The following is a 20354-nucleotide window of genomic DNA, read 5'->3' on the forward strand; positions in this document are numbered from 1 at the left end:
CTGGGGCTACTGGACCTACCGGGCCTACTGGTGACACTGGGGCTACTGGACCTACTGGACCTACCGGGCCTACTGGACCATCCGGACTAGGGCTTCCAGCAGGATTGTATGCATTTAACTCCGGTGGGATTTCATTAGATTTTGGAATTAATGATCCAGTACCATTTAATACTGTTGGATCTCAGTTTGGCACAGCAATTTCTCAATTAGATCCTGATACTTTCGTAATTAGTGAAACTGGATTCTATAAAATCACTGTTATCGTATATACTGCGGCAATAAGTCTATTAGGAGGACTTACAATCCAAGTAAATGGGGTATCTGTTCCAGGTACTGGGGCCACTTTAATCTCAGTTGGAGCACCTATCGTTGTTCAAGCAATTACGCAAATTACGACAACTCCATCATTAGTTGAAGTAATTGTTACAGGGCTTGGGCTATCATTAGCTCTTGGTACGAACGCATCCATTATTATTGAAAAAGTTGCTTAATTTTTTACTTAGCAGTAAAACTGATATCAGTTTTACTGCTTTTTCAATTTCAAATTCAATCATGAAACATTCGCTATCTACATAATCATATTGTTGTATGACATTTTGCAGGAGGCACAAATATGGAAAGTAAATCTGCTGTTCAGCTTTATCTCGAATTGCTAAAGAAAACAATTTTATTTGAAATATGGTTAGAATATGAGGCATACTTACCCGCATCTCTACATATTTCGAAAGAACTAGAATTCGAACCAGTTACAGTCCCCCTCCCTTTATTCATTAAACAATATGCCGAAAACCATAACTTAAAAATTGTAAAACCAAATGTTTCAAAAAGTGAACGTCATGATGGAGTGGATTGGCCAAGAGCAGCACATAGCATGATCGGTCGAGAACGTATGAACCAATTACAAGAGGCAATGGAAACCGTTGTTCGTGAAAATATAGAAGGAGATTTTATTGAAACAGGTGTATGGCGCGGAGGATCATGCATTTTTATGAATGGTTTTTTACAAGCAAACAACATTACGAATCGTAATGTTTGGGTCGCAGATTCATTTGAAGGTTTGCCAGCACCGAATCTAGAACAATATCCAAAAGATTACGGTGATTATTTACACACATTTGATTACTTGCGCGTCTCTTTAGAACAAGTACAAGAGAATTTTAAAAAATATGATTTACTAAATAATCAAGTAAAATTTTTAAAAGGTTGGTTTAAAGATACTTTACCAACAGCACCAATTGAAAAAATAGCAATTGCACGGCTTGATGGTGATATGTACGAATCCACCATGGATGGTCTCGTGAATTTATATGATAAAGTTTCTAAAGGTGGCTATATAATTATCGATGACTACGGGCTACCGCCATGCGCTGAAGCTGTGACAGACTTTAGAAATCAACGAAATTTAAAAGCCCCTATTACTAAAATTGATGTATTTGGCGTTTATTGGAGAAAAGAATAAAAAAGATTTAATCTATAGGAGATTCCATTTTCACTCATCCTTCTCTCACTTCTAACCCAATAAAGTATTTTTTCGGAATCTCCTTACATATAACAATCGTTTTCCTGTGTTCTCTCACTACAAATTGAAAATTTTATTAATAGAGTTACTGCAAACAACTGGATAAAACAGATACTGTTTACTGCATCTTTTTACACAAGAAAGGGGCATATTCATGAGCGAACTTGACAAAGAAATAACTTTACTCCCCCTCCTGAACTCGTCCAATATGTAGGTGGCGACTTCAAAAAGGTTGGAAAAGAGTTCCTAAAGCATTTTATTCAAATTGGCGCTTTAAAATCAAACGAAAAAGTATTAGATGTAGGCTGCGGCGTCGGCCGAATGGCTGTACCATTAATGAATTACTTAACTGCTGATGGAGCGTATTATGGATTTGATTTGTTTAAAGATGGGATTACTTGGTGTCAAAATAACATTTCAACTATGCGTAATAATTTTCATTTTGAACATGTTGACATATACAATCAATTCTATAATCCAGAGGGTAAAGAAGATGCCTCTCAATATCGTTTCCCCTATGAGGACGGGACATTCGATTTTATCTTTTTAACTTCTGTATTTACGCATCTTCTCCCAAAAGAATTAGAACATTACGTATCTGAAATTGTACGTGTATTAAAAAAAGATGGGAGATGTTTCATTACATTCTTTCTAATAAATCCTGAATCATCCTATTATTTAAATGCAGGACAAAGTACATTAGGTTTTTATGATCGAATTGAAAATTGCTACGTTGTAAATAAAGATATTCCCAACTTCGCAGTTGCTTATCCTGAGACAGATATTTACAATCTATTGAATAAGTACGGCCTAGAAGTAATCAATAAGCCGCATTATGGTTTATGGTGCGGCAGACATGAATATACAAGTTACCAAGATATTGTTCTTACAAAAAAAAGCTTCTGAAAGGAAGTTATGTATGACGAGTGAAAAGGATCTACCTCTCGTTTCCATCCTTATTCCCACTTATAATCGACCCCATTATTTCAAAATCGCTCTAGAAAGTGCATTGGCACAAACTTATTCAAATATTGAAATCATCATCGGTGATGATAGTACAAATGATGAAACAGAAACTTTAATACACGAACAATACTTACCAAATTATAAAAATATAACATACATTCGAAATCTACCTACTCTAGGACAATTTCACAATGACCTTATGCTCATAGAAAAATCAAATGGTGAGTATATAAATTTTTTAATGGACGATGACGTGTTTTATAAGCATAAAATACAAAAAATGATGGCCTATTTTGAGCAAGATTTCAATAAAAATCTTGCTCTTGTTACTTCTTATCGAGTACGTATTGATGATTGTGGAAATCTAATCGGTGATGCCCATCCAACACAAAGGTTATATAGTGAAGACACCCCCTTAAACGGGATATTTTTAGGTAATTGGATGTTAAAGGGCGGGCACAACATTATCGGTGAGCCTACAACTACTTTGTTCCGAAAAAAATTTCTCACTGAGCCTTTTGGCACCCTTAAAGAGCGACAATATTCTTGTAGTGTCGATATGGCCTCATGGATTTCTTTACTTTCTAAAGGAAATGCAATATACATTTCTGAGCCTTTAAGTCAATTTCGCTACCATGCTGGACAACAAATACACAATAAGCTCCTTCAAGGTTGTGAAGATTTCACACACCTCGTTATAACAGCAAAAGAATATGGCTTTTTACAAAATACTACGGACTATAGAGCAGCTCTACTTAGTGCTTACCAATGGTGTAAAAGTTCCTTAAAATACTATCTTCATCAAATAGATATTTTTCCTGACGCACATGTACGTCTTTCACATTGTTTGGATATAATTATTAAAGAGTTAAACAATTAAACTACTCTGCAAAATTAAAAGTGTATGGACTATATGTGAATCATTCGTATAGTTCATACATTCTTTCTCATACTATAAAATCCATTACTATAAAGAGCAGTAGAAAGGAATACCTACATTGAAAGATCCAAATTCTCAATATCAAATAGACTACGTATTACTATTTATTTTATTTGCCATTGGGATTGTTAGTTGTTGTGCTATTGCAAGTGCGCAAGCCTCTTTACCGCCATTTTTACAAAACGTCAATTTTGTACTAAAGCAAATCCAATGGTACTTCATTGGATTTATAGCCATTGGTGTTATTATGATTATTGATTTCGATCGTTATCAAAAAATTGCTTGGTATTTGTATAGCTTTGCAATGGTACTACTTATTGGACTAGAACTTCAAGTACCAGGTGCTGTTACAATTAAAGGCGCTACCGCTTGGTACAGGCTCCCAGGTATCGGAAATTTTCAGCCTTCTGAAATTATGAAATTATTTTTAATTATCGTCATTGGACGAATTATAGCAAATCATAATGAGAAATATTTTTCTCGAACAATGCGTGACGATTTTTTATTACTTGGAAAAATATTTGCGACAAGCTTGCCACCACTACTACTTATTGCAAAAGAACCAGATTTAGGAAACACAATGGTCATTTCAGCGATGCTTGCAGCAATGATACTAGTTTCTGGCATACGATGGCGTTTTATTTTCGGATTAGTTTCAGGTACTTTCGTGGCTGGATCTACATTAATATATATTTTTTTTACTCACACAGATTTCTTTAAAGCACACATTTTAAAAGAATATCAATTAAATCGCTTCTACGGATGGTTAGCACCTTACAAATATGATGCGCAAGGCTATCAATTAAGACAAGCATTCTTAGCGACTGGATCCGGAGAAATGCAAGGAAAAGGGTGGGAAAATGGACAAGTATATTTTCCGGAACCACATACAGATTTTATTTTCACTAATGTCGCTGAACAATTTGGATTTCTAGGCGCAAGTGTCATTATTTCACTTTTTTTCTTACTCATTTTTCGAATGATTCATATCGCTTTAGAAAGTAATGACCCTTTCGGTAGTTACATTTGCGCTGGTACAATCGGAATGTTTACTTTCCAAGTATTCCAAAATATCGGGATGACAATCGGATTACTTCCCATTACAGGGATAACATTACCTCTTATGAGCTACGGAGGAAGTTCACTGCTTACATACATGATTGCGATTGGATTCATTTTAAATGTTCGCTCAAGAACGAAAATCTTTATGTTTAAATGAACAACAGAAAAACGCTATATTTTTATCTCTATCTTTTTTTAGATATACTAATGAAAAATACGATGGAGGTTTAAATATGAAATATGACATTATAGGAGATATTCATGGATGCTTCCAAGAGTTTCAAAATTTAACAGAGAAACTAGGATATAACTGGAGTAGCGGTCTACCGATTCACCCTGAACAACGTAAACTTGCATTCGTTGGTGATATTACAGACCGTGGTCCTCATTCATTACGTATGATTGAAATTGTATGGGAACTTGTCATACATAAAAAAGAAGCTTATTACGCTCCTGGAAATCACTGTAATAAACTATATCGATTTTTCCTTGGGCGTAATGTAACAATCGCTCACGGACTTGAAACAACTGTTGCTGAATATGAGGCACTTCCTTCTCATAAGCAAAACATTATAAAAGAAAAGTTTATCACTCTTTATGAGCAATCACCGCTCTACCACATACTAGATAAAAAAAGAGTAATCGTATGTCACGCTGGGATTCAGCAAGATTACATAGGAAGACGAGATAAAAAAGTACAAACCTTTGTATTATATGGCGATATTACAGGAGAAAAGCATGCCGATGGCTCACCTGTCCGTCGCGATTGGGCGCAAGAATACAAGGGACAAGCTTGGATTGTATATGGACATACACCAGTAAAAGAACCTCGATTCGTCAATCAGACAGTCAATATTGATACTGGTGCTGTATTTGGAGGCAAATTAACCGGATTACGTTATCCTGAAATGGAGACTATCTCTGTCCCTTCTTCGTTACCTTTTGTCGCTGAGAAATTCCGTCCAATTTCATAACTACCTTACTTAGCGAGAGATTACTGTATTATTTAGGCAGATTTCATATAAAACTAGGTAAAGTAATTAAAAAAAGATGCAATAAAGTGCATCTTTTTTTAATTACCCTACATATAATGTCGCAGGAGGTGACAGAATGAAGAAAAAATCTTCTAAACAAAAAAGAAAATTTCCCCCTTTATATCTGCCCATGTACGGAATTAACAACTGGTGTAGTATTCGGGCTGCAGCGATAGAAGAGCTGGAAGAACAAGAGTCATCAAAAAAAAGCAAAGTAAAACCAACATATGTCTCTTTAGAAAATGCTGTGATGAGCCGCATAATCGATCGTAAAAAAATAAAGATGCAACAAAAAAATAAACAGCTCTCAAATCAAGATGAACAGGTACTACATTCTAACCAAACAGAAGAAAAGGCGGAAGAAAATATTTCTGCAGCAATAAATAAAAAAGTGGAACCAGAAATTCCAGCTGCTATTATAAACAAAGTAAAAAAAATAAAAGAAGCATTAGCTTCATCGAATGATATACAAACTGAAAAACCACTCATAATTGAGACGCCTACACCTGAAAATACAAAAGTTAAAAGGGGCGGCCGATATGCATATGCGGAAGGGCTTCACTCTCATGCGGAGGGCATGGCAGCACATGCGGAAGGCTTATTAACACACGCAAAAGGTTCTTTCTCTCATGCAGAAGGATCAAACTCAAAAGCAACTGGACATAGTTCGCATAGTGAGGGAAGTGAAACGACAGCAGGCGGTGCTTATTCTCATGCGGAGGGTAAACAGACGATTGCTTTAGGCGAAGCAGCACACGCAGAAGGAACCGCAACTATCGCTAACGGATCCTCTTCTCATGCGGAAGGTCATCATACATCAACAGCTCATTTTGCAGGTAGCCATATTATGGGGCGCTTCGGCACTGCAGAAGAAGCTTATTCTTGGTTTATTGCAAATGGTGTAAACGACACCGACCATAATATCGGTGCTAAATGGCTTGCCCATAATGGAGAAATGTACATTGAGGGCGCGTCTTACAATGCAAGCGGAACGGATTTTGCACAAATGTTTGAAACAGAAGACCATAAGCCTATTGATATCGGTTATTTCGTTACATTTAGTAGCGAAGAAAAAATTCGGATCGCTACTTCACACGATTCGTTCATTTTAGGAATATCTAGTGCAACCCCTGCACTTATAGGAAATAGCGGGGCTTTAAGTTGGCAAAAACGTTATAAAACAGATAACTTTGGAAAACGCCAATATGTATGGACGGAAACCGAAGAAATACAACCTCTTTTAAATACAGAATGGGATCCAGCTTGCAAATATGTAGCAAGAAAAGATCGCGCGGAGTGGCTTCCTGTCGGATTAATTGGGCAAATATTAGTACGTGATGACGGCACTTGCGAAACGCATGGATATTGTCGTCCAAATGACAATGGCATTGCTACAAAAGCCGAAAGTGGATTTTTCGTTATAAAGCGTACGGGTGAAAACCAAATTTTAATATTATTCCGCTAAGAAAAAAGGGAGCAAAATTCTTTATAATATAAGAATTTTGCTCCCTTTTTAAGTATTCATAAGTAATTCTTGCATATCGCTTGGAATCTTTATAGAGAAAGACATTTCTTTCTCTAAAATAGGATGATAAAACGTCAAAGATTTACTATGAAGTGCTTGCCGTTTCATTTCATCTCTTCTTCCTCCATATAAGTTATCACCGAGTAATGGATGTCCTATATGAGCCATATGCACACGAATTTGATGCGTTCTTCCTGTCTCAAGCTCAAGCGCTACATGTGTCTTATGATATGTACTATCAATTACTTTAAAATGAGTAACTGCCCTTTGTCCATCCTCACAAACCGTTCGCTCAATAATGCTATCAGATTTTCGACCAATTGGCGCATCAATCATTCCTTCTCGTTCTACCATCTCACCGTGAACAATTGCTTCATACGTTCGTTTCACAGCTTTTTGTTGATGTTGCTTCGATAAAAGATGATGCACGAAACGATTTTTTGCAATAAGCATAAGCCCTGAAGTATCACGATCTAACCGTGTTACAATGTGCACTGTACTTGCCAGATGCTGCTTATCATAATGAGATAAAATCGCATTGGCAACACTCCCTGTCGGATGTTCTCTAGACGGAATCGTTGACATGTTCGCCTCTTTATTAATGATAAGAACCGCATCATCTTCATATACAATGCATAAAGGGATATCTTCTGCCATCATCCCTTCACTTCTTTCCTCCACTGGAAAAAAGACACGTAATTCTTCACCAGCGCGCAACTGATGACGAACACTCGCATGTTGACTATTTACTTCAATTGCCCCGCCGTGAAACTTTATATCCGTTAAAGCGGCTTTAGAAATACCTTTCGTTTTCAAAAATTCCCTAACTAAAGTTCCCTCTTCAGCCAGCCCTATATCCCATTTCAATGTAAATCTGTTCAAATATATAACCCTTTCTATTTATCTGCAACAAACGAGTCACGAACTCGTTTCCAGAACGGGAACGGGCGGAAACGAACAAATCGTACTTTCTCGTTTGCGACGCGATACTGGATTGATTTCACATCTTGATGAACCATCGTTAAATGATCCACTGTAATTTGTAAGTTCATTCCTGCAGCCGGCTTTAACACACATGTATGATGCTTCGGCAATACGAGTGGCGATCCTACAGTACGAAACACACGATTGTTAATGGACGCCATTTCTGCAATTTGAATCGCTTCAATAGATGGGTGAATAATTGCTCCGCCAAGCGCTTTATTATACGCAGTACTTCCTGAAGGAGTAGAAATACAAAGGCCGTCCCCGCGGAATGTTTCAAAATATTCTCCGCGTATTTCTACTTCTGTTACTAATGTACCTTCTGCACTTTTTACAGTCGCTTCATTCATCGCTAAATACTGTGACTCTTTACTTCCATTCACATAGCGAATAATAACTTCTAAAAGCGGATATTCCACCACTTGGAATGGTGTTTTTGCAATCGCAATTACTAATTTCTCTACTTCTGTCGGTAACCAATCTGCATAGAAACCTAAATGTCCTGTATGTACACCAACAAATGCTGTTTCATCCAATCGATTATAATAACGATGAAACGCATACAAAAGCGTTCCATCTCCCCCAACAGAAATTACAATATCGGGTTCCTTTTCATCCATTATAAATCCAAAATCTAGCAAGTACTCTTTCATCGTGCTTGCCAGTGTATCTGATGATTGATCTCCCTTTGACATAATTGTAAATTTCATCGCCCAACACCCTTTAGTTTATGATTCGGAATCTTTCGTTTCTTGCTTTCTTGAAAAAGCCTTTTGCGCTTCTTGAATTTCAAGACGAATAGAAGACATTTCTTCATCTAATAAAAACGCCGCTTCAGCTGCACGTTGCAAGCGTATTTTAATATCTTCAGGAAAACGTCCACTATATTTATAATTTAAAGAATGCTCAATTGTTGCCCAAAAGTTCATTGCTAGCGTGCGTATTTGGATTTCTACCAATACTTTTTGTTCACCCTGAATCGTTTGAACAGGATAACTAATGACAACATGATAAGAACGATAACCGCTATCTTTCTTTTGCGTGACATAATCACGTTCTTCCACGATTTCAAAGTCATTTCGTTTTCGAAGATATTCTACAACAGGCTTAATCTCATCAACAAATTGACACATCATTCTAAGCCCAGCAATATCCTGCATATCTTCTCTCAATCGGTCTAGCGGTACATTTCTCTTCTCCGCTTTATCAATAATACTTGCAACCGACTTTACCCTTCCTGTTACAAACTCAATTGGAGAATGCTCTGTTAACATTGCAAATTGAGTACGCATTCCTTTTAGTTTCACTTTCAGCTCTGCCACCGCTTGGTGGTAAGGTGCTAAAAATTCTTCCCAATTTCGATTCATTTCAACCACCACCAAAATCAATCCATTTGCTTATAGAAATACTTTTTCTACAGCAGTTACTAGTTCTTCTCCGTAATTTGCATTACCTTCAATATTTTCAACTAAATATTCTACTTCTTCTTTTAATCCTTCTAATTCCATTTCAATGTCATTCACGCGGACGAACATGACCACATCATTATTCATCGCTTCATGCATTGCTTCCCAGCATGTGTGCGGAATACTTACATAAATGAAAGATGATTCGTTTTCTAAGATATATAAAAATGATAAATTGTCTGAGTCTACAAGTACGTGATTACGCGCACTTAACTCCTTTACCTCTATTTCACTATTTTCCGCACAAAAAATAAGAGCATTCTCTCTCTTTTCTACGCTCTTAACTTGGATTTTATTTTGCATGCTCTAACTCCTCCATCTCAACTTCCTGTCTTACTTAACAGTATTATTGTATCATAACATGGACTCAAACAAATAAAACATTGAACCAAATTTATGAAAAAGCGATAATGTGTAAAGAATTATTTTTCAAAAGGAGATCATACAATGACACAAGAAATTGAAATTGAATTCAAAAATATCGTTACAAAAGAAGAATTCGATACATTATGTAAATCGTTTTCTATTGAAGCATTTACGAAACAAGTGAATCACTACTTTGAAACACCTGACTTCTCTTTAAAAGAAGCTGGCTCTGCACTTCGTATTCGTCATAAAGGAGAAACTTATACGTTAACGTTGAAACAACCTGCAGAAATCGGCTTATTAGAAACGCATCAAGTCGTAACAGAAGACGAAGCAAAAATGATGATGGAAACAAACACAATCATTCAAGGAGCAGTAGTAGATCAACTACACAAATTACAAATTCCTGTTTCTGCTTTAACATATATGGGTAGTTTAACAACAGAAAGAGCCGAAACATTATTTAAAGGTGGAACGCTTGTCTTTGATCATAGTTTCTATTACAATCACGATGATTATGAAATTGAATTTGAAGTGCAAGATGAAGAAACAGGAAAAGCTGCATTTATTCATTTATTAACGCAACATAACATACCTGTTCGTCATACAAATAACAAAGTAAAACGCTTTTTCCTTGCCAAACAAAACAAAGCACGCTAAAGTGAAAATTCCACTAGTGAATATGTTTCGCTAGTGGATATACCTCACTAAAAAAATTTACATCCGTAGAATAAGCAAAGAATGTTTGAGAAGGCTGTTTATTTGCCCTCTCGAACATTCCATTGCTACAATAGATATACATTTCATGGAAAAAGGAGTTTATAAAGGATGAGCAAGCAACCGATGACACCATTTGAAGCAATTGGCGGTGAGCAATGCATTGCAATATTAGTAGATACATTTTATTCCTATGTCAGTAAACACCCTGACTTATCTCCCATCTTCCCGGAAGATTTAACAGAAACCGCTAGGAAGCAGAAGCAATTTTTAACACAATATTTAGGTGGTCCTAATTTGTACACTGAAGAACATGGTCATCCTATGTTAAGAGCACGCCATCTTCCGTTTGAGATTACTCCAAAACGAGCAGAGGCTTGGCTATCATGTATGGAGCAAGCAATGGACGATACTGGGGTGCATGGTCATATAAGAGAGTTTGTTTTTGAACGTTTAGCATTAACCGCTCAGCATATGGTTAATACTCCAAACGAAACAGGTGAAGTGTAATGGATAAGCAGGAAGCAAAGCATATAAATATGCCATCTCCTTCCGCATGCGAGCATAAGTCTGTAGAAGCATATTTATTTATTGATCCACTTTGTAAAGATTGCTGGGAAATTGAGCCTTTTATTATTAAACTATGGCTTGAATACGGGAAATACTTCTCTATTCGTCATATCGTAACAGGAAAAGTGGATGGAACGAACGCTTCCTCACACAAATGGAATAAACCTGCTAATATTCGATTTGTGTGGGAAAAGACAACAAGTTTACAAGGTTTTTCATGTGATGGAAAGGTACATATGCAAGAAGCATCGTCAACACCATATTTAGTTTCGATGGCAATTAAGGTAGCGGAGTTACAGGGCCGAAAAGCAGGTTCGAAGTTTTTGCGAAAACTCCAAGAATACATTTTCCTTGAAAATGTATCAAACCCTGACTGCGAACTATTACTTGCATGTGCGAAAGATAGCAATATTGATGTAGAAGAATTTAAAAAAGATCTACATTCTGCTAGTGCAAAAAAAGCTTTCCAATGTGACTTGAAATTCACGAATGAGATGCATATTACAGAAATACCCTCCCTCGTCTTTTTTCATGCGAATTCAGATGAAGAAGGTATTAAAATCGCTGGAAATTATTCCTACGATGTATACGTACAATTATTAAAAGAACTTGTAAAATGTGAAATTGAGCCAGAACCATTACCACCTTTAGAAGTGTTACTAGAAGCAACACAATTTATATCTTCAAAAGAAGTAGCATTTATTTATGACTGTTCGCAACAAGAAATTGAGCGCGAACTTAAAAAATTACAACTGAAACGAAAAGTACAAATGATTGAAGTAAAATGCGAACGTTATTGGAAATGGATAGCAAAAGAAAAAGACCTGGTGTAAACACCAGGTCTTTTTCTTTACGGCTTATAAAAATATTAAAGGGGATGGGAGAAATTTTCACGTTCAAACAAAGGGGTATATGTTTGTATGTGAATTCGTTCACGCTTATTATATTACAAGATTCGACGCCAGATGACAACCCCTTTTGTCGAATTTCACACTTTTGTCACATTCTAAACGTTTTCATTTTTGAATAAGCTATAAAAAAGGTCATTTAGGGGGTTTATTTATGAAAAAATCTTATATTGCTCTTCTCTTTCTAGCTGTCATCGTTTCTTTTTTCTTGTACATCCTCTCTCTGCTACAAGCTTTTCCTAAAATTATTGCCTTACCTCTTTTATTCGGAATCATCGTGATCACTCTCTCTTATTTCAATCATAAAAAACGATTCAAAGGGTTTTAATTTCAAAAATCAGCCGTAAAACTATCCTTTCAGTTAAAAAAACAAAGAAATCCACCTTGTTTTTTCGACAAACATCGACATATAATCTATTCAACAAAAAAGACGAGGGTACAATCCCTCGTCTTTTTTCATTACTTTTCTTCAAATAATAATGCTTCTAACTCATTTAATTTCTCTTCAAATACTTGTAATGCCTCTTTTACTGGTTCAGGAGATGCCATATCTACTCCTGCTTTTTTCAGCACTTCAATTGGATAATCAGAGCTTCCTGCTTTTAAGAACTCGTTAATATAACGTTCTACTGCTGGTTGTCCTTCTTCTAAAATCTGTTTAGATAGAGCTGTCGCTGCACTAAATCCTGTTGCGTATTGATATACGTAATAGTTGTAGTAGAAGTGCGGAATACGAGACCATTCTAAACCAATCTCTTCGTCGATTACTAAAGCCTCACCGAAATATTTCTTATTTAAATCGTAGTAGATTTCCGTTAGCATATCTGGCGTAACTGCATGTCCTTCTTGTACTTTCTTATGAATAATATGTTCAAACTCTGCAAACATCGTTTGACGGAATACAGTACCACGGAATCCTTCTAAATAATGATTTAATAAATATAGACGCTCTTTCTTATCTTCTGTCGTTTTTAGTAAATAATCATTTAGAAGCGCTTCATTACAAGTTGATGCCACTTCTGCTACGAAGATGGAATAATCACCATATACGTGCGGTTGTGTTTTTCTTGTATAGTAACTATGCACCGAATGACCAAACTCATGAGCAAGTGTAAATAAATTATTTACATTATCATGCCAGTTCATTAAAATATACGGATTTGTTCCATATGCACCAGATGAATATGCCCCGCTTCGTTTTCCTTTATTCTCATACACATCTACCCAGCGATTTTCATATGCTTCCTTCAAAATATCAACATATTCATCACCAAGTACGTTTAAAGATTTTAATAAAAGGTCTTGCGCTTCTTCGTATTTCACATTCATTTTCACTTCTGGTACAAGTGGTGTATATAAATCATACATATGAAGCTCATCAAGTCCTAATGCACGCTTACGAATATCGATGTAACGGTGTAATAAATGTAAATTGTCATTTACCGTTTCAACGAGTTGATCGTATACTGCTTCCGGAATATTATTATTGCTCAGTGCAGCTTGGCGAGCAGAATCATATTTACGAACACGTGCATTGAAATTATTACGTTTTACTGCTCCGCTTAACGTACTTGCGAATGTGTTTTTAAATTTCCCATACGTTTCATATACAGCTTTAAATGCATCTTCGCGAACACGAGGATCATCACTTTCTAAAAACTGAATGTAACGACCATGTGTAATTTCTATTTCTTCTCCGTCTTCACCTTTAATAGATGGGAATTTTAAATCCGCGTTATTCAACATACCGAAAGTATTGCTTGATGAACTCATTACTTCAGATGCTTCCGCTAATAAAGCTTCCTCAGCTTCTGATAATACGTGCGGGCGTTGACGTGTAATTTCTTCTAATGCATGTTCATATACACTTAAATCTCTATTTTCCTTCAAGAATGTTTGCAGTGTATCTTCTGAAATCAATAAAATTTCAGGCACAATATACGCTGTGCTACTAGATACTTGTGAATATAAATTTGTTGCGCGATCATTTAATGCTTGATATACAGAGTTTGTTGTATCTTGATCGTAACGCATATGAGCATATGTATATAGCTTACCTAATCGCATTGAAATTTCATCTTCATATTGCAATGCCTCAAGTAAATTGTCCGCAGAGTCACCAAGTTTCCCTTTAAATTCAGTTAACTTCGGCAATAGCTCTTTAATAGCCTGGAATTCTTTTTCCCATTCTGCATCCGTTTGGAAAATATCTTCTAATCGCCACGTACTTGCTTCTTCAATCTCGTTGCGATCTGGTAATGCTTTCGCTTTGTTTTGTTCAGACATCCTTTAAGCCCTCCTTTAAATATCTCTACTTAAGTACAATTCGTTTTTTTCTTATGTAATTCCTTCACAATCATTCTTTATTATATCCCCTTTTCCTCCTCTCATGTTAAAATTTGCCTCAAATAAAGATAGCGCATGTATTAAGCAAATCTCATCATGTTTCATAATTTCCTCCTCTGTTTTTAACATCACTACACCCCTTATTTTTCGGTACGTATAAGTTCCCACTTTATGCAATACACCTATATAGCATAAAAATGTCATATATTCATTAACTGCCACTTTCCATGTTTGCTGTGAAAAGTACGGAAGTATCCGCCTTTTCGTATACCTTTTTACATAACTACACACGTATTGAAGAGAAATACACTCTCCTACTGCAAGCTCCCCTATACACTTCATATATAGAAAAGCTTGCCATATAAATGGGTTTGTTTGAAAAGCAAATCCAGAAGGAAGTGGAACACCAATTTCAGAAGGAAAGCTCGCTGGGGTACATTTAAATTGATATAAGAGGCGTAATAATGACTTATAATTATAATTCCAAATCGGCAGGGCATTTTGGCGAAAGTATTTCTTTCTCTTCTTCCACTCTTCCCTTAGTATTTCTTTCTCGAAAGGAACCGGAGAAAAAAGCATTTCAAAAGTAGTTTTATCGGTTGGTAAATATACAGTATGCGCGAAAAAGATGTTTGTAGAAAATGGAGTGACAAATGCACATTTCATAAATGATTTTTCTTTCGAACAGAAGAAAATAAGAAATGGTTGAGGATAAGATTGTAAGGAGAAAGCCATAAGTGAGGAGAATTTCATCCAATATGCAGATTGCTTTTTCAATTGATTTCCACCAGCGATCCAAATGACCTGTATACCAGCTTGCCAATACGAATATGTTCTTTTATACAGCTGCTCTATAGCGAGGTTTGCGCATTGGTATTCAATTGCAATTTTTCTGCCCGCCCTCTCTACAAAAACATCTGGTCGTTGCTTAATTTCTGGAAGGTAGTACTCTATATCCACCTGAAAGTTTTGATGTTTGAACCATCTATATAACAATTCTTTACCGTGCATATGATACGTTGATTCCGCTTCATAAAAGGCAAGACATGAATCCACTTTTTTATGAGCAAAATGCCAACTTTTTTGTTTTCCTAATTTCATTTGCACTTCCTTTCCACAAGCTACACAAAAGAATCGTTCCTGTTGGCGCATACGGCGCAAAAGCTCTTCATTACAATTATAGAGTAAATGAATTTTTTCTCCGGTTTCTCTTTTAGCGATAAATATCGTAATCACACCCTTTCAGCTCCTTATATTCTACAATTTGTTACAAATTCCTTTTAAAAAAGAGATGTCCCAATTTCGGACATCTCTTTTTATAATAAAGGTGATAATAACCGATACGTTGATTCAACAATTCGTCTATGAAGACGTCTTTTATGAAAATGATCAACATGAATTTCACTTGATTCTTCTAAGTCATCTTTAAAGTCTTGAACAAGTCTTTTAATGCTATCTGTATCATATAAAAAGGCATTTACTTCAAAATTCAAATGAAAACTTCTCATATCCATATTAGCTGTCCCAATTGAAGCTAAATCAGAATCAACGATGACAATTTTACTATGAAGAAAACCTTTTTCGTATTCATATATCTTTACTCCTGCGTCTAAAAGCTCTGGGAAGTACGATCTCGATGCGTAAAAGACAGTACGCTTATCGGGTTTACTCGGCATTAATAAACGAACATCAATACCAGCAAGTGCAGCAACCTTTAATGCGGATAAAATATCATCATCCGGAATAAAATACGGCGTTGCAATCCAAATAGATTTCCGAGCAGAAGCGATCATTGCGAAATATAAATGCTTAATCGTTTCCCACTTATTATCAGGGCCACCTGCGACTAACTGCACTCCTCCCCAATGATCACCCTCAACTGCTTTTGCTTGTAAATATTCAGGGGCTAGCACAGCCTCTCCAGTCATATAAAACCAATCTTGAAGGAAAATAAGCTGTAAACTTTGAACCGCTTCACCACGTAAATACAAATGCGTGTCTCGCCAGAAGCCAAAATATTTATTTTTCCCTAAATACTCATCACCGATATTTAATCCGCCTACAAACCCTTCGTTCCCATCAATCACAACAATTTTCCTATGATTTCGATAATTAATCTTATCGTTTAAAATCGGAAAGCGCACAGGAAAGAACGGAATCATTTCTACACCTGCATCGTTTAATTCATCAATATACGATTTCGATAACTTAAAACTTCCAACCGCATCATATAAAAAGCGAACAACAACGCCCTCGTTTGATTTTTGTATTAAAATATCTTTAATTTCTGTTCCTAATTTATCATCACGCACAATGTAATATTCCATATGAATGTGATGTTTCGCTCGTTTTAGCCCATCTAAAATAGCCCGAAACGTTTCATCTCCATTTGTTAATGTTCTCGTTTCAGTTTGAAATGAAATATTTAAAGCACCTAATCGATCTGCTAAACGAAATAATAGCTCCTGATGTTTGTGATTGCGCAAAATTCTTTCTTCATGATCTTCATGCCCTTTATATTGTAAAAATGCCTGTTCATCGAGTAATGCCTTCTTTTGAAACATTCTTTTTCTCCGAAAATTTTGTCCAAATAATAAATAAGCAAAGAAGCCAAATACCGGAAAAATACCTAACACAATTAACCATGTAAGTGTTTTAGATGGATGCCGATTTTCTAAGAAAATAACACAACCAATCAAAAATGCAGATACTGTAAACAAAATACTAATAATACCTAAAATCGAAACATCTTTTATCCCAATCACATCTGAATAAAATGCTACATCAATAAACATACGTAACGAAACAAATAATGCGAACAATAGCAGGACAAAGAAGATCAGCTTTAACGTATTTTTCATCTCTTACCTCCTAACTAAGAAAGCTTTCCTATTCTTCATATAAAAAGCCGATTTCATACTACAGAAATCGGCCTACGTTTTAGCAGGAAAATTATTGCGAATCGTTTCAAGCGCATGCTCTTTCACAATTTGTTTCCCATACTCACTTACACGATGAATTGTTAAAGTTGATTCTTCTCCATATTCTAAAATAATACTTAAAATACGATCGATTTCTTCTTCATCATGTAGCACTTCATCGAATTCCACATATACATAATAGCGGTCCTCAAATGAATGCAGCTCATCTTTTATATCTTCAAAGATAAGACGATGACTTAATGAAATGACATCTTCAAAATCATTAAATTTAATTAAAAAGCCAAACGTACCATCTTCATTAAAGTTTGTTCCTGTTTGTTCTTCTACCTCTTCGACTAATTCTTGTTGAAATAACGATTCGATGCCTTCATCTAGAGGAATATCTATAATTTTGTCTACCCCTATCGGTAGTTCCAGCTTTTGTCCATCCTTTGAAAGCTCTGCTTTCGTGACAAGTACTTCAATCCCTTTATCGACTGCTTGCACTTGAATCCATAACGGCCCATCAATAAAGAAATCGTCATGATCACGAGCTTCGTCCATCATCTCCCAAAAGAGCTCTTCACTTCGTTCGCGATCATACCAAATTTCTTCACGATTAAATCCTCTGTCCTCTATATCAATGTACGTAATAAAAAATTTCATCGTATGATCATTAATTCTTTCAATATCCAAAATACAACTCTCCCTTCCTGCTTAGAATTGTTATGAAGGGATTCCCCACTCATATGACAAATCAATAGATTCTTGTACTCTCATTTTATGATAAGATTCTCCAGAAGGGAAATAAAATCGATTTATTTTACAAAAATAGTTATATGCCTACCTTACTCGATCCTCTACATAAATATATTATTATAGCGATTTCTTATTCACAAAAAATTTGGACATACATTTCCACATTCCCCCGTACACTGTAATAAAGTGAAACTTCTATTGGAAGAGATTATTTAACAACAACTTTCTTCATCACATACATATAGTTCGCTTATTAAAACATCATAAATGGAGGCAGACGAATGGACTTAGAGTTTTTAACATCCGTACTAATGATTGTCGGTATCGATGTTGTATTAGGTGGTGACAATGCAATCGTCATCGCACTAGCCAGCCGAAATTTACCTGAATCAAAACGAAATAAAGCTATTTTGATTGGTACTCTTTTAGCAATCGTACTAAGAATTGTCCTTACTATACTAGCTGTCTATTTACTCGACATTCCATTTCTACAATTGATTGGCGGGGTTTTACTTACATTAATTGCGGTCAATTTATTAACTGATGATAACAACGACCTTTCTGCTATTCAAGGAAAAACAACTTTATTCCAAGCTGTGCGGACAATTGTTTTCGCGGATCTCGTTATGGGGTTTGATAATGTTATTGCCATCGCAGGTGCAGCTCACGGGAGATTTTTACTCGTCATAATCGGCTTACTCATTTCTATCCCTATTATTATTTGGGGCAGTAAACTTATTTTAATACTTATGGAACGATTTCCATTCCTCATTTATTGCGGTGCAGCGATTCTTGCCTATACTGCAGGGAAAATGGTTACACATGAAGACAGACTTACAACCTTTTTTCATAACAACCCAAGTTTCACTGCAAGCATTCCTTATTTGTTCATTTTCACTATTTTATGCATCGGCTTTATCGTAAAACAAGTTCGATTACGCAATGTGAAACATTAAAAAAAACCTTCTACTATATAATAGGTAGAAGGTTTTCATATTATTATAATTAATTTACAAGACGTTGTGCTTCACGTAATTGGAACGTTCTTACTGTACGTGGTAAGAAACGGCGAATTTCGTCTTCGTTGTAACCAACTTGAAGGCGTTTCTCGTCAATCATAATTGGACGACGTAAAATCCCTGGATAATCACGAATCATCTTATATAAATCTTGAAGTGGTAAAGATTCTAAGTTTACATTCAATTCTTGGAAAACTTTCGAACGAGTAGAAATAATCTCATCCGTTCCGCTTTCTGTCATACGTAAAATCTCTTTAATTTCCTCAATCGTTAATGGATCTGAGAAAATATTACGTTCTGTATAAGGAATATGATTTTCCTCTAGCCATAATTTCGCCTTTCTACAAGACGTACAGCTTGGAGAACTATATAATGTTACCATACAAAGCTCACTCTCCTTAAAGAGTACAAATTCTGTACTAAATACAGTTTTAATTTCTAACTTCAGCAATTTTTCGCGATAACTTGTCTTATTGAAAAGTACAAAAATCGCATTTCATGTAAGCAACAACTTATAATAAACAACAATTACTTTTAATAAGTAACTTCTATAATCATTATACAATAGATTTTGCAAGAAATATACAGTAAATTTCCTGCTAGTTGAGAAAACTCTTCCGTGTATTCCACTGCTATGTAACATGATTACGCTCACTTCAGCTGTACTTTAACAATAACTTTCAATCCCTTTAATACTCACTTCCCATAGATTTTTCATATAATATATAGTTATTTATCTATAATCTTCCCTATGAAAAAGAGAACGTTTTCTTACTTTTTCTTGATAATTCAATTAAGAAATGTAAGACTATGTAAATGAGAATAAAAAGGAACGTCTGTTCTAATCTTAACAAACATTCTCCCTCTTGTCTACACGATTTCTAAAGTAAACTAAAAATTTTTCTGACATTTCTTTCTTTTTCATTTTTTATCTCATACAATAAACATACAGACAGGCAAAGGGGGAGTTTGCAAATGATTGCTTTTTTTATTGATTTTATTACGGTTGCTGCCCTCATCATCGGAATAACAGCATTGATTGGTGTTATTACAAATAGCATCGGCGAAAAGCTCTTTGGTGGAAAAGAAAAAATGAAGTTTGTTAACAAAAGTTTGGATGTACAATCCGGCTGGAATCAAGTTGGCGGAAAAGGCATTTATAAGAAACGCACATATTAAAAAAAAAGCAGGTAGTTATGAAGTGACCCCTAAAAGTTAGACACGGTTATTTCATTAGGCAGCTTGATAAAAG

General features: G+C 35.6%; 20 protein-coding genes and 2 pseudogenes. 13 read left to right on the forward strand and 9 right to left on the reverse strand.

Annotated features, from left to right (window positions below):
• The 7 genes and pseudogenes from bclA to ACODS7_RS25995 form a co-directional block, all read left to right on the forward strand.
• A pseudogene (bclA, locus tag ACODS7_RS25965) lies at positions 1–491 on the forward strand (collagen-like exosporium glycoprotein BclA); the annotation flags it as partial.
• A 122-nt stretch (positions 492–613) separates the two neighbouring features.
• The gene (locus tag ACODS7_RS25970) at positions 614–1459 is read left to right on the forward strand and encodes a TylF/MycF family methyltransferase (RefSeq protein WP_029442147.1); all 846 of its coding nucleotides are present in this window, start codon (positions 614–616) and stop codon (positions 1457–1459) included.
• Between the two features lie 214 nt (positions 1460–1673).
• Positions 1674–2425: pseudogene (locus ACODS7_RS25975) on the forward strand (class I SAM-dependent methyltransferase).
• 13 nt (positions 2426–2438) lie between these two features.
• Positions 2439–3365, forward strand: coding sequence for a glycosyltransferase family 2 protein (locus ACODS7_RS25980; protein WP_029442145.1), 927 nt, complete (start codon positions 2439–2441; stop codon positions 3363–3365).
• Between the two features lie 118 nt (positions 3366–3483).
• The gene (locus tag ACODS7_RS25985) at positions 3484–4644 is read left to right on the forward strand and encodes an FtsW/RodA/SpoVE family cell cycle protein (RefSeq protein WP_000654703.1); all 1161 of its coding nucleotides are present in this window, start codon (positions 3484–3486) and stop codon (positions 4642–4644) included.
• Positions 4645–4720: 76 nt separating this feature from the next.
• Entirely contained in the window at positions 4721–5461 is a 741-nt protein-coding gene (gene prpE, locus ACODS7_RS25990; RefSeq protein ID WP_029442144.1) for a bis(5'-nucleosyl)-tetraphosphatase PrpE, read from the forward strand.
• A gap of 136 nt (positions 5462–5597) precedes the next feature.
• Positions 5598–6986 (forward strand): peptidase G2 autoproteolytic cleavage domain-containing protein, encoded by a 1389-nt coding sequence (locus ACODS7_RS25995; RefSeq protein WP_029442143.1) that lies wholly within the window; start codon positions 5598–5600, stop codon positions 6984–6986.
• 48 nt (positions 6987–7034) lie between these two features.
• On the opposite strand, the gene ACODS7_RS26000 is transcribed toward ACODS7_RS25995, so the two are convergent.
• Genes ACODS7_RS26000 through ACODS7_RS26015 form a run of 4 tightly spaced genes read right to left on the reverse strand, consistent with a single transcriptional unit; the run spans position 7035 to position 9799 of the window.
• On the reverse strand, positions 7035–7928 hold the full coding sequence (locus tag ACODS7_RS26000; protein ID WP_029442142.1) for an RluA family pseudouridine synthase: 894 nt from the start codon (positions 7926–7928) through the stop codon (positions 7035–7037).
• Positions 7929–7942: 14 nt separating this feature from the next.
• Positions 7943–8740: an NAD kinase gene (locus ACODS7_RS26005; RefSeq protein ID WP_000673190.1), complete on the reverse strand. Its 798-nt coding sequence runs from the start codon at positions 8738–8740 to the stop codon at positions 7943–7945.
• Between the two features lie 18 nt (positions 8741–8758).
• Complete coding sequence (yjbM, locus tag ACODS7_RS26010; RefSeq protein ID WP_001081482.1) at positions 8759–9397, reverse strand: GTP diphosphokinase; 639 nt, start codon at positions 9395–9397, stop codon at positions 8759–8761.
• Between the two features lie 30 nt (positions 9398–9427).
• The gene (locus ACODS7_RS26015) at positions 9428–9799 is read right to left on the reverse strand and encodes a UPF0738 family protein (RefSeq protein WP_001180003.1); all 372 of its coding nucleotides are present in this window, start codon (positions 9797–9799) and stop codon (positions 9428–9430) included.
• A gap of 144 nt (positions 9800–9943) precedes the next feature.
• Between ACODS7_RS26015 and ACODS7_RS26020 the strand changes: the two genes are divergently transcribed.
• The 4 genes from ACODS7_RS26020 (at position 9944) to ACODS7_RS26035 (ending at position 12385) form a co-directional block, all read left to right on the forward strand.
• The gene (locus tag ACODS7_RS26020) at positions 9944–10522 is read left to right on the forward strand and encodes a CYTH domain-containing protein (RefSeq protein ID WP_000191122.1); all 579 of its coding nucleotides are present in this window, start codon (positions 9944–9946) and stop codon (positions 10520–10522) included.
• Between the two features lie 168 nt (positions 10523–10690).
• Positions 10691–11089: a globin domain-containing protein gene (locus ACODS7_RS26025; protein ID WP_000043386.1), complete on the forward strand. Its 399-nt coding sequence runs from the start codon at positions 10691–10693 to the stop codon at positions 11087–11089.
• The gene (locus ACODS7_RS26030) at positions 11089–11982 is read left to right on the forward strand and encodes a ClpXP adapter SpxH family protein (protein WP_243169049.1); all 894 of its coding nucleotides are present in this window, start codon (positions 11089–11091) and stop codon (positions 11980–11982) included. Before ACODS7_RS26025 ends, ACODS7_RS26030 begins: the two co-directional genes overlap by 1 nt.
• Before the next feature lie 229 nt (positions 11983–12211).
• Complete coding sequence (locus ACODS7_RS26035) at positions 12212–12385, forward strand: hypothetical protein (RefSeq protein WP_000750354.1); 174 nt, start codon at positions 12212–12214, stop codon at positions 12383–12385.
• A gap of 131 nt (positions 12386–12516) precedes the next feature.
• On the opposite strand, the gene pepF is transcribed toward ACODS7_RS26035, so the two are convergent.
• The 4 genes from pepF to mecA form a co-directional block, all read right to left on the reverse strand.
• Entirely contained in the window at positions 12517–14343 is a 1827-nt protein-coding gene (gene pepF / locus ACODS7_RS26040) for an oligoendopeptidase F (RefSeq protein WP_029442141.1), read from the reverse strand.
• Positions 14344–14394: 51 nt separating this feature from the next.
• Entirely contained in the window at positions 14395–15639 is a 1245-nt protein-coding gene (locus ACODS7_RS26045) for a competence protein CoiA (RefSeq protein ID WP_016082465.1), read from the reverse strand.
• An 80-nt stretch (positions 15640–15719) separates the two neighbouring features.
• Positions 15720–17264 carry a cardiolipin synthase gene (locus ACODS7_RS26050; RefSeq protein WP_048564985.1) on the reverse strand — a complete coding sequence of 515 codons (1545 nt, stop codon included), beginning with the start codon at positions 17262–17264 and terminating at the stop codon, positions 15720–15722.
• A gap of 72 nt (positions 17265–17336) precedes the next feature.
• On the reverse strand, positions 17337–18020 hold the full coding sequence (mecA, locus tag ACODS7_RS26055) for an adaptor protein MecA (RefSeq protein WP_016082467.1): 684 nt from the start codon (positions 18018–18020) through the stop codon (positions 17337–17339).
• 344 nt (positions 18021–18364) lie between these two features.
• Here mecA and ACODS7_RS26060 point away from each other — a divergent pair, with 344 nt between their 5' ends.
• Positions 18365–19039 carry a TerC family protein gene (locus ACODS7_RS26060; protein ID WP_016082468.1) on the forward strand — a complete coding sequence of 225 codons (675 nt, stop codon included), beginning with the start codon at positions 18365–18367 and terminating at the stop codon, positions 19037–19039.
• A gap of 49 nt (positions 19040–19088) precedes the next feature.
• On the opposite strand, the gene spx is transcribed toward ACODS7_RS26060, so the two are convergent.
• Positions 19089–19484 carry a transcriptional regulator Spx gene (gene spx, locus ACODS7_RS26065; RefSeq protein WP_000258267.1) on the reverse strand — a complete coding sequence of 132 codons (396 nt, stop codon included), beginning with the start codon at positions 19482–19484 and terminating at the stop codon, positions 19089–19091.
• A 593-nt stretch (positions 19485–20077) separates the two neighbouring features.
• Between spx and ACODS7_RS26070 the strand changes: the two genes are divergently transcribed.
• Complete coding sequence (locus tag ACODS7_RS26070) at positions 20078–20281, forward strand: hypothetical protein (protein WP_000559971.1); 204 nt, start codon at positions 20078–20080, stop codon at positions 20279–20281.
• Positions 20282–20354: the final 73 nt, after the last annotated feature.

This window comes from Bacillus sp. FG16 (assembly GCF_057809515.1).

Excerpts from the sequence above, each read along its gene's own strand:
- ACODS7_RS26005 (WP_000673190.1), bottom strand. The coding sequence starts at position 8,740 with ATGAAATTTACAATTATGTCAAAGGGAGATCAATCATCAGATACACTG.
- spx (WP_000258267.1), bottom strand. The coding sequence starts at position 19,484 with ATGGTAACATTATATAGTTCTCCAAGCTGTACGTCTTGTAGAAAGGCG.
- ACODS7_RS26030 (WP_243169049.1), top strand. The coding sequence starts at position 11,089 with ATGGATAAGCAGGAAGCAAAGCATATAAATATGCCATCTCCTTCCGCA.
- ACODS7_RS26015 (WP_001180003.1), bottom strand. The coding sequence starts at position 9,799 with ATGCAAAATAAAATCCAAGTTAAGAGCGTAGAAAAGAGAGAGAATGCT.
- ACODS7_RS25980 (WP_029442145.1), top strand. The coding sequence starts at position 2,439 with ATGACGAGTGAAAAGGATCTACCTCTCGTTTCCATCCTTATTCCCACT.
- ACODS7_RS25995 (WP_029442143.1), top strand. The coding sequence starts at position 5,598 with ATGAAGAAAAAATCTTCTAAACAAAAAAGAAAATTTCCCCCTTTATAT.
- ACODS7_RS26050 (WP_048564985.1), bottom strand. The coding sequence starts at position 17,264 with ATGAAAAATACGTTAAAGCTGATCTTCTTTGTCCTGCTATTGTTCGCA.
- ACODS7_RS26060 (WP_016082468.1), top strand. The coding sequence starts at position 18,365 with ATGGACTTAGAGTTTTTAACATCCGTACTAATGATTGTCGGTATCGAT.
- yjbM (WP_001081482.1), bottom strand. The coding sequence starts at position 9,397 with ATGAATCGAAATTGGGAAGAATTTTTAGCACCTTACCACCAAGCGGTG.
- ACODS7_RS26070 (WP_000559971.1), top strand. The coding sequence starts at position 20,078 with ATGATTGCTTTTTTTATTGATTTTATTACGGTTGCTGCCCTCATCATC.
- ACODS7_RS26020 (WP_000191122.1), top strand. The coding sequence starts at position 9,944 with ATGACACAAGAAATTGAAATTGAATTCAAAAATATCGTTACAAAAGAA.
- ACODS7_RS25970 (WP_029442147.1), top strand. The coding sequence starts at position 614 with ATGGAAAGTAAATCTGCTGTTCAGCTTTATCTCGAATTGCTAAAGAAA.
- ACODS7_RS26025 (WP_000043386.1), top strand. The coding sequence starts at position 10,691 with ATGAGCAAGCAACCGATGACACCATTTGAAGCAATTGGCGGTGAGCAA.
- prpE (WP_029442144.1), top strand. The coding sequence starts at position 4,721 with ATGAAATATGACATTATAGGAGATATTCATGGATGCTTCCAAGAGTTT.
- pepF (WP_029442141.1), bottom strand. The coding sequence starts at position 14,343 with ATGTCTGAACAAAACAAAGCGAAAGCATTACCAGATCGCAACGAGATT.
- ACODS7_RS26035 (WP_000750354.1), top strand. The coding sequence starts at position 12,212 with ATGAAAAAATCTTATATTGCTCTTCTCTTTCTAGCTGTCATCGTTTCT.